Origin of the sequence: Clostridium felsineum DSM 794 (assembly GCF_002006355.2) — a bacterium.
Lineage (GTDB): Bacteria > Bacillota > Clostridia > Clostridiales > Clostridiaceae > Clostridium_S > Clostridium_S felsineum.
This window is the reverse complement of record NZ_CP096980.1, coordinates 3,551,771-3,565,166: the sequence shown is the minus strand read 5'-3', so window position 1 is coordinate 3,565,166 and position 13,396 is coordinate 3,551,771. Positions and strand designations below refer to the sequence as shown.

Below are 13,396 nucleotides of genomic sequence, written 5' to 3'. Positions count from 1 at the left end.
TATTAGGAGGAGATTTATGGAACAAAAGCGAATCACTAAAAACAGCAGCGAATTTAGGAAAATGGCCAGAGAGCAGCTTAAAGGTAATTGGGGAGCTGCAGCACTACTTATTTTTGTATTTGGAATTGTATCATGTGTATTTATGATACCTTATGTTGGACCTACAATAATACGTCTTATAATAGGTGGAGCATTAACATTAGGGTTTAAGTCATGTTTTGTAAAAGTTGCACGAGGAGAGAAATTTCAAATTGAAGATCTCTTTAGTGGATTTAAAAATTTTGGATCTTCACTATTACTTCAATTACTGATTGGAATATTTACTTTTTTATGGGCGCTTATAGGAATAATACCATTTATAATTATTATAGTTATGATAGGCAATAATACTGTTTATGATTATAATTATGGTGCAAGTGTTGTAGGAAAAATGTTACTAGCCTATCTTTTATTAATTGTTTTATTAATACCAGCGATAATAGCAGCATACAGATATTCCATGGCATATTATATATTAAATGATCACCCAGAAATGGGATCTTACGAGGCTATAGTAGAGAGTAAAAAAATGATGAAGGGAAATAAACTTAGATTATTTATACTTCAATTAAGCTTTATAGGCTGGAATTTATTAAGTTCAGTTCCTGTTATTATGAGCTGTACATGGATAGTTATAGCTGCTCTTTCAAGACAAGATGGACAAATTATAGCAGGTATAATATTTATAATAATATCTTATATACTATTAGGAATAAGCCATTTATTTATTAGACCATATATGGAGACAGCAGCAGCTAATTTTTATTTAGAGCTAACAGGCGTAGAAGAAGAAAAAAATTTAATTTAATTATTGTAAAAATACTGTGATAGTTTAATTTAATCACAGTATTTTCTTTAATATTTAAACCTTATTATAATTAGGAGGAGTTTATGGAATTTAAAAGCAGTAAGGAATTTAGAAAGATATCTAGGCAACAACTTAAAGGAAATTGGGTTAAAATGATCTTAATTATAATTATATTTACTCTAATATGCCTTTCATATGCAATACCTTATGTTGGTTACCCTATACAAATAATAATTAGTGGAGCTTTAGTACTAGGTTTTAAATCTTGTTTTCTTAAAGTTTCAAGAGAAGAAAAAATAAAAATAAATGATCTTTTTAGTGGGTTCAAAAATTTTATTCCATCATTAGTTCTTCAAGTGCTTATAATAATATTTACATTCTTATGGTCGCTTATAGCAATAGTACCCGCTGTAAGTGCATTTTTTATAGGTGTATATTATTTAGTAGAAGGAAATGTAGAAATCTTAAAGGGGACAGATCCTTTTAAAATAATAATAATTCTTTGTGTATTCTATATTGCAATTATTCTACTTTTAATACCAGCTATGATAGCGATGTATAGATATTCTATGAGTTATTATATATTAGCTGACAGTCCTAATATTGGTGGATATGAAGCATTAAGAGAAAGTAAAAGGATGATGGAAGGCAATAAGTGGAGGTTGTTTTGTCTTCATATTTCCTTTATCGGATGGTGGATTTTGAGTTTTACTCCAAGCCTTATTGGAGGGATAGTTATAGCTATGCTTAAAGACACATCTAATTTTGCAGTAATGATGTTGATTGGAGTAATACTGCTTGTAGCAACAATTGCAGTTGGTATATTGGTTTTGGTTTATGGTGAAGCAGCAAATGCTAGCTTTTATAACACTTTAAAATCAATACAGAATTAAGCTTTATAACTTAAGGTGTTTTCTAATATATGATTTATGGAATTTGTTACTTTTTTTTCATACTATTGCTTGTATTTTGTAGTATAATTATTTATAGAGGTGATTCAACTTATGAATAATATACTTCTAAGTATTGACTGGGATTATTTTATTCCCATAAAGAGGGAGTGGTGTGGTTCGTATTTAGAGAACAGCAAAAACGTACAAGCTCTATGGTATAAGAGATACTTTAAATACAATAGTGTTGGCAGAAATATAGTTAATGAAGTTAAAGTGGGTAAAATAATAAATGGTTTTTGGGAAAAGATAAATAAAGCTTTTTATGTGAAAAAAGATGCAAAAATATATGTGACTGATTCGCATAAATGGTCATATAAAATAGCTAAAGAAAATAACTGTAAGTATGTAATTAATGTAGATGCTCACTCAGATCTTGGCTACGAGGGGATTCAATCGCTATTATTTGAGGTTAATTGTTCTAATTGGCTTGGAAAACTTCTAGGTGATGGTTTAATTAAAGGAGCATCGATAATATATAGTCCGTATACTTATGAAAATAAGGATATATTTAGGGAAATAAATGATAAGTTTTCTCTTAGATATCATGGTTTTTCTGATATAAAAGATAATGTTAATATTTATGCAATACATGTATGCAGATCAGGTATGTGGACACCACCTTGGCTTGATAATAGTTTTTATAATTTTGTAAAGAAATCAGGAAGAAAAATAGTAAAAAAGTATTGTTCTTTAAGGCAGTGGGCGCCTAAGGATATAAGATTATCTGACAGGTTAGATTATTTATATTATTCTTAGAGGGATATTACATAGAAAAAATAATCCTTGTAGAAAAATAACATTATAATTGTGTTTGCACAAATATGGAGGTAAAATGATGGGAAAAGAAAAGCAGGAGAGTAAAACCTTGGGGCAAAATATAAAGGAGTATGCAATACTGTTAGTTATAGCATTAGCTATTGCTATGATTTTTAGGACGTTTGTATTTGCTAGGGCAAATGTTGACGGACCTTCAATGATGCCTACTTTTAAGGATAAGGATGTTATATTTGTAGAAAAATTAAGCTTATATACTCATTCTATAAAAAGAGGAGAAATAGTTACATTTTATTCTGGTGATGCTGAAAATAATATTTATATAAAAAGAGTTATAGGTTTAGCAGGAGATGTAATTGAAATAAAGGATGGAAAAGTATATGTAAATGGAACAGCAATAAAGGAAGACTACCTTGCAGCTAATACTTATACTCAAGGCGGGGATTTTTTAGCTGAAAATACAAAGTATAAAGTACCAGCAGGTGACATTTTTGTTCTTGGAGATAATAGGCCGGTCAGTAAAGATAGTAGATACATAGGGCCAGTATCACTTAAGTCCTTATATGGTCATGTAATATTTAGAGCATATCCTTTTAGTAGTATGAAAAAGTTCTAGTAACACTATTGAAATGTATAGATAGAAATAACGTATATCTTGAGCGTTGTAGTAAAATCAGGTAAATAAGCTCCCGAAGCCTAGTATTCATAAGACTTCGGGAGCTTTGATTTTAGAAAAATAAATTTATTAAAATTGGAGATAAATTAGATGATTGAAATTATAGAAGTTGAAGATAAGGGAGTAGCAAATAAACTAAAAAATAAATATATTGAGGGTTTAGAAACTCCAATAGATGGTTTTTGGCAGAATGTCGAAGTAGCCAATTCAAAATGTTATGAAATTTTGTACGATGGTATAGCTGGAGGACACTTTTGTGTAAATTCACGTAAAATGTTAGTACAGTTTTATGTTTCTAAAGAATATTACGTGAGGGGAGAAGAGATTTTTAAATATATTATTAAGAGTGAGATAGTTGAAAAAGCGGCAGTTTCTACAAAAGAACCGAAATTTATGGCATTATGTCTTGACTATCAGAAAAATATAGCTGTAGATTCGTATATTTTTACAGATAATGAAAAAGTACGATATGAATTAAATAGTTTTTCAAAGTTATCTTTTAGGCTAGCTCAAAAGCAAGATATAGATGAAATTAAAAGTAAATGTGCTCCAGCTTTTGAAGGATATTATGATGATTTAATAGATAATAATCAGTTATTTGTATTGTATGATAATGACAACTTGCTTGGGATTGGAGAATTTAGAATAATTAAAACACATGGAGAAAAATATGGCGATATAGGTATGCATGTGGTTGAAAAATATCGTGAAAAGGGAATGGGGACTTATATTATTGTTAAGTTAAAAGAGCATTGTTATATTAAAAATTTAATTCCAATGGCTTGTTGTGATGTGAAAAATAGTGCATCTAAAAAGACCTTAGAAAAATCAGGATTTATAGCTGATCATAGAATTATAGTTTGCGAATTCTAATTATTAAGAGTTAATAGGATTAGTATAAGCACTGAAAATTTAAAAATTTGTTACTGCATTAGTTAGCAACTTTAAATATTCATTTATTTAGGTATAAAGTTATTATACGGTCAGTTAATAATTAGAACGTATCATTTTGGTAGTATGAAAAAGTTATAGTAATGCTATTGACAGAATATATGAATAGTGATAATATATATTAAAGTAAATTAAAAACTGAATATACCTTTAATGATTGGTCCAGAGAGGCTAAGAAGGATTAAAAATTTTGTTTTATAGAGAGTATTATAGTCTTTTGCGTCTGGCAAAAGGCTTTTTATTTTTTCTGAGAAAATTTATTTGATGTATATTTAACCACAAAAGGGGTAAGTATATATTTATGATGCAGTTTATAAGTTGGAGTTTTAGTTATTAAAAGCCTTCTGTCTTAAGGATAGAAGGCTTTTTTTGTAAGGGAACCTGCATAAATATAAGAAAAGAGTGCATAAATAAATTCTTGAAGTAAAGTAAAAAAGAGCACAAATAGGCATTGACAGTACGATAAAGTATGAGATAATGTATGTATAAATATAAAAAAATATGTATATTAATAAATAGTGCCGATAAGTTTAAAATAAAGAAGAGGTGGATTGTTTGATGAAAGGCGTAATATATTTAGAAGATGGAACAGTTTTTTATGGAACAGGATTTGGAAAAGAGGGAAGTGAAATTGGAGAAATTGTATTTAACACTTCAATGACTGGATATCAAGAAATATTAACAGATCCTTCTTATGCAGGACAAATAGTAAATATGACATATCCTTTAATAGGAAACTATGGAGTGAATGATTTTGTAAATCAATCAAAATGTGTGTATGCAAAAGGATTTGTTGTTAAAAATATAGATAAGAATCCATCAAATTATACAAGTAAAATAGATATAGATAAGATGCTGAAAAATATGGGAGTAGTTGGGGTTTTTGGAGTAGATACAAGAAGTATAACAAAAAAGATAAGAAGTTATGGTACCATGAAATGTATAATAGCAAATGGGAATTTTGAAGTTGAAGAATTAAAAAATATGATGGAAGCGTCTTTAATAGTAGATGATTATGTTAAAACAGTTAGTACAAAAGAAATAGTTCATATTGCTGGAAGTGGTCATAAGGTAGCGATAATGGATTTTGGGATGAAAAATGACATTATTGAAAACTTAAAGGCAAGAAACTGTGATATAACTATATTCCCATATGATACTGATTATAAAAAAGTTTTAAATATAAATCCAGATGGAATATTTTTAAGCAACGGCCCAGGAGATCCTAAATCTATACCAGAAGCTATTGAAAATGTTAAAAACCTTATAGGTAAGCGTCCTATGTTCGGAATATGTTTAGGACATCAAATAATAGCACTTGCAGTGGGTGGAAACACTTATAAATTAAAATATGGTCATAGAGGTGGAAATCACGGAATATATGATATAGAAAGAGATAAAGCTTATATAACAGCACAAAATCATGGATATGCAGTAGAGGAAGAAAGTGTACTTAAAAAAGATATGCTAATAACACATAAAAACTTAAATGATGGTACTGTAGAGGGAATGAAACATAAAAAGTTACCGCTATTCTCAGTGCAATTTCATCCAGAAGGCGCACCAGGTCCAACAGATACAACATATTTATTTGATAAATTTATTAAGCTTATGGATGAAGAAGCAAATGTTAGTGTTAAGAGTGAAAAACATTTAGAGAATGTGTTTTAAAGAATTAGTGATATGAAAAATAAATTTATTGCGATTAATTTAAGAGACTGAGGGAGGATAATTATGCCATTAGATAAGACAATTAAGAAAGTATTGATAATAGGATCAGGTCCAATAATAATAGGTCAGGCGGCTGAATTTGATTATTCAGGAACACAAGCTTGTAAGGCGGTAAGAGAAGAGGGAATCGAAACAGTACTTGTAAACAGTAATCCTGCAACAATAATGACAGATTCACATATAGCAGATAAGGTTTATATAGAGCCTTTAACAGAGGATACTGTGGAAAAAATAATAGCTAAAGAAAGGCCAGACGGAATTTTAGCCGGATTTGGAGGCCAAACAGCGCTTAATTTAACTATGAATTTGAAAGAAAATGGTGTTCTTGATAAATATGAAGTTAAACTTCTTGGTATAAATAGTACTGCTATAAAAAAAGCTGAGGATAGAGAAGAATTTAAAAACCTTATGGAAGAAATAGATGAACCTATTCCTAAGAGTATAATAGCAACTCATTTAGAGGAGTGTATTGAATTTGTGAATAAGTTCGGACTTCCAGTAATAATAAGGCCAGCATTTACACTAGGAGGTACTGGTGGTGGTATAGCCTCAACAATGGATGAACTTAAAGAAATTTGCGACAGAGGTATAAAATTAAGTCCTATAGGTCAAATACTTTTAGAACAGAGTGTTGCAGGTTGGAAGGAACTTGAATATGAGGTTATGCGTGATGCTAAAGATAACTGCATAATAGTATGTAATATGGAAAATCTAGACCCTGTTGGTGTTCATACAGGAGATAGTATAGTTACAGCCCCATCACAAACCCTTACAGATAAAGAATATCATATGTTAAGACGTTCAGCTCTTAAAATAATAAGAAATCTTAAAATAGAAGGCGGATGTAATATACAATTTGCGCTTGATCCTAAAAGCGATAAATACATAGTTATTGAGGTTAATCCAAGAGTTAGCCGTTCAAGTGCACTTGCATCTAAGGCAGCTGGATACCCAATAGCTAAAATAGCAGCTAAAATAGCTATTGGATATAGTTTAGATGAGCTTAAAAATTATGTTACCAAAAATTCAAGTGCATGTTTTGAACCAGCTTTAGATTATGTTGTTGTAAAGATACCTAAATGGCCATTTGATAAATTCAACACAGCTGAAAGACACCTTGGTACTCAAATGAAAGCAACAGGAGAGGTAATGGCTATTGATAGAAACTTTGAAAGTGCCATATTAAAAGCAGTAACTTCTCTTGAAGGAAAAATGACAGGACTTAGACTTGAAAAGTTTGAATATACTACAGTTAGAGAACTGCTCGAAAAGATAAAAAAACAAGATGATGAAAGAATATTTGCAATAGCTGAGGCTTTTAGACGCGGTGTAGAAGTAAGTAAAATTCATGAAGTAACACAGATAGATAATTGGTATTTAAATGGAATAAATAGAATAATAGACATGGAGAAAACTCTCCAAGATAAAGAGAATAAAGATAAAGATAATACCATAATTGAAGCTAAAAAGATGGGTTTTACAATTAAAGAAATATCAAGAGTGTCTAAAGTAGATGAAAAATATATAGATGATTTATTAAATAAGAATAATGTTAAACCAGTATTTAAAATGGTTGATACTTGTAGTGGAGAGTTTGAAGCTGAAACACCATACTATTATTCTTCTTATGAAGCCGAAGATGAGAATGAAATTACTGATGATAAGAAAATAGTTGTAATAGGTTCTGGTCCTATAAGAATAGGTCAAGGAATAGAATTCGATTACTGTTGTGTACATGGTGTGTGGGCAATAAAAGAAGCTGGATATAAGTCTATAATAATTAACAATAATCCTGAAACAGTAAGTACAGATTTTGATACGGCAGATAAACTTTATTTTGAATCATTATATATTGATAATGTAATGAATATAATAGAAAAGGAAAAACCAGAGGGTGTAATAGTTCAATTTGGAGGTCAGACTGCAATAAATTTAGCTGATAAACTGTATAAAAAGGGAGTTAAAATACTTGGAACCTCCTTTGAATCAATAGATTTAGCAGAGGATAGAGAAAAATTCAGTGAACTTTTAAAGAAGCTTAATATTCCACAAGCAAAAGGAATGGCAGTAACAAGTATGGAGGAAGCTTATGAAGCTGTTGAAAAAATAGGATATCCTGTAATAGTAAGACCTTCATATGTTATAGGAGGAAGAGCTATGCAGGTGGTTTATGATAAGCCTTCCCTTCAAAAATATATGACAGAAGCTGTAACACTCTCAACTGAGCATCCAGTTTTAATTGATAAATATATAAAAGGAACTGAAATAGAAGTTGATACAATTGCAGATGGAGAGGATATACTTATCCCTGGAATAATGGAACATATAGAGAGAACTGGAGTACATTCAGGGGATAGTATAACAATGTACCCATACCATACACTTCCTGGAAAGGTTGTTGATAAACTTGTTGAATATACTAAGAGTCTAGCAAAAGCACTTAAAGTAAAAGGTCTTATGAATATACAATATGTTTATGATGGTAAGAATGTATATGTAATAGAGGTTAATCCTAGAGCCTCTAGAACAGTACCTATATTAAGTAAGGTAACAGGGGTTCCAATGGTTAAGCTAGCTGTTGAAATTTTAACTGGTAAAAAATTAAAAGACCTTGGATATGGAACTGATTTGAAGAAGGATAATGAATTATATGCTGTTAAGGTACCAGTATTCTCTAATGAGAAGCTTGCAAATGTAGATATTTATCTCGGACCTGAAATGAGATCTACAGGAGAAGTAATGGGGATTGATAAAGACTTTAATATAGCAATTTATAAAGGCTTTAAAGCTGCTGGAATAGAGGTTCCTAAAGAGGGTGGTAATCTTTATGTATCTATAAAAGATGTTGATAAAGAAGAAAGTGTACCTATAATTAAAAAGTATATGGAATTTGGATATAATATATATACATCTTTAGGAACAGGCAAATTTTTAGAGAAAAAAGGTATAGAATGTAAAGTTCTTCGTACTGATGAATTAATGAAAGCAATAGGTGATGGTAAAGTAAATCTTATAATAAATTCACCGACTAAAGGAAATACAGTTGGAACTAGAGGATTTAGTATAAGAAGAAAGGCAGCAGAATATAAAGTAGGAGCCTTTACTTGTATAGATACAGCTAAAGCTTTTCTTACAGCAATAGAGGTTAAAAAAGAAGAATCAAAAGTAGAATATAGAGCAATGAAAGAGTATTTTAAATAAATTAAAGGCATTGTGTGAAAAAGCTTGAAAACTTCATGTTGTTCAAGCTTTTTTAATTTATTACAGTTAAAAAAAAATTATTAAAATGGTCTGTTATGAGGTATAATTAAAAATAGATGTTTTTAAGGAGGTTGTAAGATGGCTAAGCCAAGTATTTTTAGTAGTGATTATGAAAAACAACAAAGAAAAAGGAAACAAAGAAGAAATATCAGCATCTTTCTCATAATATGTGCAGTAGTTTTTGTTATAATTTGGTTAGGTGCAAAAGCTAATCTGAAGAATATAAAATTTCCTAAGGCAAGTACATCCAGTAGTGAAAGTAATAAAACTTCTAATAAGAAAAGCGGTGGAACAGTAGTTAAGGACAGTAAAAAAACTTCTTCTAAAAACAATAAGGATAAAACACAAGATAAAGCTCTTCAAGTTAATTTACCAGATGGAAAACAAATTTCAGTGGTTTATGGAGAAAATAATAATGATAAGGTTGTAAAATCAGTTGATTTGAATGGATTAAATGGGGAATATACTATAAGTCCATCAAACAAAAATGTAGTTATTTATGAAAAAGATACACAAAATATGTTTTTTATTGACTCAAATGCTTCAGTACAAGATATAACCTATAAATCATATACATCAGGTGGTGGAACTGCATTTAATAAGGATGCAATTTTAAGTAGCACTCCCGGATATATATGGATAGGATCACCAAAATTTGTGGATGATAATACTGTAGTATATATAAGCCAACTTCCGTGGTTTGATAACAGACAGAATAAGTATGTATGGAAATTTAATATTATTGATAAGTCTTATGTAAATACTAATGTTACTGGAAATGACATTAAAATAAATGGACTTACTGATAAAGGAATAGAAATAGTTGTAGATGGAAATACAACATATATGAAAGCTGATGGCACGACTTCAAATTAATCAATATAAAAAGGATGATTTGTAAATGGAGATAGGTCTATCTTCTGCGGTTTTTTATCCAGAAGTAAATACAGAGGATACTTTAGAAATAATAAAAAGACTTGGATTTAATACCTCAGAAATATTTATAAACAGTTTTTTAGAGTGTGAAGATAATTTTATAGATAAACTTTTAAAGAGTAAAAACGAACTGGGACTAAATATAAATTCAGTTCATGCATTATCATCTCTTTTTGAACCTTTTTTATTTGATCAGTATAAAAGAAGACGTGATGAGATGATTGGCTCTTTTGAAAAGATATGTAAAACTGGAAATAAGCTTGGAGCTAAATGCTATACCTTTCATGGTATGAAGTATAAAGATTTTAAAAGTGTAAATAAAAAATTAGTTGTAGACGTATATGAGAAACTTGCATATATTGCTGGTGAGAATAATATAAAACTTGCACAAGAAAATGTATCCTGGTGTATGTCTAGTGATCTTGATTATTTGAGTTTTATAAAGGATAAGGATATAGATAATCTTTTTTTTACATTTGATATTAAGCAAGCTTATAAGGCAAATAAAGAACCTAAAGATTATATAAAAATAATGGGAGAAAGACTTGTTAATTTTCATATAAATGATAGAGATGAAGAGCACGTGTGTTTACTACCTTTTAATGGCAAAGTTAATTATAATGAGATACTGGATGAACTTAAGAGTGTAAATTATAAAGGAAATTTAATAATAGAAGTTTACAGGAATAATTTTTTTTCCTATAATGAAATAAGCGACTGCAAAAAAAAATTAGAAAAATTTCTATAAAGCCACAACTTTATGTTATAATATATAAATATAAGTTAAAATTAAATTGTAAATAATTAATTAAGTATGTTATAATATATAGGCTAATAGGTACTTGAGTAGGAGGAATATTCATAATGAATAGTAAAATGGAAAAATTAGAGAAAAATGTAGTTAAATTTGAGATAACTGTAGAAGAGAACAAATTTAATGAAGCTGTGATAAAAGCGTACAATAAGAACCGCCAAAAATTTAATATACCAGGTTTTAGAAAAGGAAAGGCTCCGCTTAATATTATAAAGAGTTATTATGGAGTAGGAGTTTTCTATGAAGATGCTGTTAATTTTTGCATAGATGATACATATCCAGAAGTAATTAAGGAAAATGAAATTCAACCAGTTGCTTATCCAAAAATAGATATAGTAACTGTAGAAGAAGGAAAAGATTTTGTATATACAGCAGAAGTTACAGTAAAACCTGAAGTTGAGCTTGGAAATTACAAGGGTGTTGAAGTAAGTAAAGTAGAATATCCTGTAACAGATGAAGATGTTGAAAATGAACTTAAAGCAATGCAACAAAAAAATGCTAGAATAGAATTAAAAGAAGATGGTGAATTAGTAGAAAAAGGAGATATCGCTATCATTGACTTTAAGGGATATGTAGACGATGTTGCTTTTGAAGGCGGAGAGGGAACAGATTATTCATTAGAAATAGGAAGTGGAACTTTCATAGATAACTTTGAAGATCAATTAGTAGGTCTAAAAAAGGGTGAAAGCAAAGATGTAAATGTTAAGTTCCCAGAAGAATACGGCAAAGAAGAATTAAATGGAAAACCAGCTAAGTTTGAAGTTACAATAAAAGACATAAAGATAAAAGAACTTCCAACTTTAGATGATGAATTTGCAAAAGAAGTTTCAGAATTTGATACTTTAGATGAAGTAAAAGCAGATATAAGAAGTAAAATGGAAAAAACTAATGAAGAAAAAGCTAAAGTTGAGTTTGAAGACAAAGTTGTTGATGCAGCAGTAGAAAATGCTAAAATCGATATTCCAGAAGTTATGGTTAAAGATGAAACAGATCAAATGCTTAAGGAATTAGAAAACAGATTAAAATATCAAGGACTTGATCTTAAATCTTACTATGAATACACAAATAGTTCAGAAGAAAAAGTAAGAGATTACATGAAAGAAACAGCTGATAAAAGAGTTAGAACAAAACTAGTTATGGAAAAAATATCAGAAGTTGAAAAAGTAGAAGCAACAGAAGAAGAATTAAAAGAAAAAGCTAAAGAAATGGCTGCACAGTATGCAAGTAAAGATTTAGATAAAATGGCAGATTTAATATTAAATGCACAAAGAAGTATTTTAGTGCAAGATGTAGTTAATGGTAAAGTAATAGATTTACTAGTTCAAAGTGCAAAAGTTGTAGAATAACAAATGTTTAAAAAATGTTAAATATATAATAATATATAATAGAAGTTAATTGTTGAATTAAATTCAGCAATTAACTTTAAACATATAATGTTAAAATATTAATAATACATTTAAAAAATATTTTGGCTAAATACTCAGATTTGGCAATTTTATAAAATGTGAAGTATTGATAAGTAACATTGTATATTAAAAATATAAATATTGAGGAGGGAATTTTAATGAGTTTAGTTCCTTATGTAATTGAACAGACTAGTAGAGGGGAAAGATCTTACGATATATATTCTAGACTTTTAAAGGATAGAGTAATATTTTTAGGTGAAGAAGTAAATGACACTACTGCAAGTTTAGTTGTGGCACAATTACTATTTTTAGAGAGTGAAGATCCTGATAAAGATATATATCTTTATATAAATAGTCCAGGAGGCTCTATAACATCCGGAATGGCTATTTATGATACAATGCAGTATGTAAAACCAGATGTATCAACAATATGTATAGGAATGGCTGCATCAATGGGATCATTTTTACTTACAGCAGGAGCTCCTGGTAAGAGATTTGCTCTTCCTAATAGTGAAATAATGATACACCAGCCTCTAGGCGGTTTTAAAGGTCAGGCAACTGATATAGGAATACATGCTCAAAGAATACTTGAGATTAAGAAAAAGTTGAATTCTATATACAGTGAAAGAACAGGAAAACCTATCGAAGTTATAGAAAAAGATACTGATAGAGATCATTTCCTTAGTGCTAATGAAGCTAAAGAATATGGTTTGATAGACGAAGTTATAACTAAACACTAAGAAGAAATCTTTTTAAGATACAGTATTTAATTGTATATAAAATGTCCCAAAGAATAGAGTTTGTAAAAAGTGAATTCATAGGTTTTATTGTTAGCCAATGTTTTGTAAGGTGAACACCATGCTTTCATTGATTATAGAGTTACTATTAAAAAGCAATGATTACAATAGTGATTTTATACCAGAAAAAATGGTCATATAGGATATGAATTCTTTATTTAGTTGAATAAATTAATATACTTTGGGAATAAACTAAGGTATAATTTATTGATTTCACTATTGTAATAATTTTATTGGTTACATTTTATAA

The 13,396-nt window shown here is 29.3% G+C and carries 11 protein-coding genes; all 11 read left to right on the top strand.

Features of this window, described 5'->3' with window-relative positions; all coding sequences use genetic code 11:
• Positions 1-16: 16 nt before the first annotated feature.
• Positions 17-847 carry a DUF975 family protein gene (locus tag CLFE_RS16815; protein ID WP_077894836.1) on the top strand — a complete coding sequence of 277 codons (831 nt, stop codon included), beginning with the start codon at positions 17-19 and terminating at the stop codon, positions 845-847.
• An 83-nt stretch (positions 848-930) separates the two neighbouring features.
• Positions 931-1,740 carry a DUF975 family protein gene (locus CLFE_RS16810; RefSeq protein WP_077894837.1) on the top strand — a complete coding sequence of 270 codons (810 nt, stop codon included), beginning with the start codon at positions 931-933 and terminating at the stop codon, positions 1,738-1,740.
• Positions 1,741-1,851: 111 nt separating this feature from the next.
• On the top strand, positions 1,852-2,556 hold the full coding sequence (locus tag CLFE_RS16805) for an arginase (RefSeq protein ID WP_077894838.1): 705 nt from the start codon (positions 1,852-1,854) through the stop codon (positions 2,554-2,556).
• A gap of 79 nt (positions 2,557-2,635) precedes the next feature.
• Complete coding sequence (lepB, locus tag CLFE_RS16800) at positions 2,636-3,190, top strand: signal peptidase I (RefSeq protein WP_077833193.1); 555 nt, start codon at positions 2,636-2,638, stop codon at positions 3,188-3,190.
• Positions 3,191-3,340: 150 nt separating this feature from the next.
• Complete coding sequence (locus CLFE_RS16795; protein ID WP_077894839.1) at positions 3,341-4,123, top strand: GNAT family N-acetyltransferase; 783 nt, start codon at positions 3,341-3,343, stop codon at positions 4,121-4,123.
• Positions 4,124-4,759: 636 nt separating this feature from the next.
• On the top strand, positions 4,760-5,872 hold the full coding sequence (gene carA / locus CLFE_RS16790; protein WP_077894840.1) for a glutamine-hydrolyzing carbamoyl-phosphate synthase small subunit: 1,113 nt from the start codon (positions 4,760-4,762) through the stop codon (positions 5,870-5,872).
• Between the two features lie 63 nt (positions 5,873-5,935).
• Positions 5,936-9,133: a carbamoyl-phosphate synthase (glutamine-hydrolyzing) large subunit gene (gene carB, locus CLFE_RS16785; RefSeq protein WP_077894841.1), complete on the top strand. Its 3,198-nt coding sequence runs from the start codon at positions 5,936-5,938 to the stop codon at positions 9,131-9,133.
• Positions 9,134-9,271: 138 nt separating this feature from the next.
• The gene (locus tag CLFE_RS16780; RefSeq protein WP_077833197.1) at positions 9,272-10,069 is read left to right on the top strand and encodes a hypothetical protein; all 798 of its coding nucleotides are present in this window, start codon (positions 9,272-9,274) and stop codon (positions 10,067-10,069) included.
• A gap of 25 nt (positions 10,070-10,094) precedes the next feature.
• Positions 10,095-10,877, top strand: a complete 783-nt coding sequence (locus CLFE_RS16775) for a sugar phosphate isomerase/epimerase family protein (RefSeq protein ID WP_077894842.1) — start codon at positions 10,095-10,097, stop codon at positions 10,875-10,877.
• 116 nt (positions 10,878-10,993) lie between these two features.
• The gene (gene tig / locus CLFE_RS16770) at positions 10,994-12,289 is read left to right on the top strand and encodes a trigger factor (RefSeq protein ID WP_077833199.1); all 1,296 of its coding nucleotides are present in this window, start codon (positions 10,994-10,996) and stop codon (positions 12,287-12,289) included.
• A 218-nt stretch (positions 12,290-12,507) separates the two neighbouring features.
• Positions 12,508-13,089: an ATP-dependent Clp endopeptidase proteolytic subunit ClpP gene (clpP, locus tag CLFE_RS16765; protein WP_077833200.1), complete on the top strand. Its 582-nt coding sequence runs from the start codon at positions 12,508-12,510 to the stop codon at positions 13,087-13,089.
• The last annotated feature ends 307 nt before the right edge of the window (positions 13,090-13,396 follow it).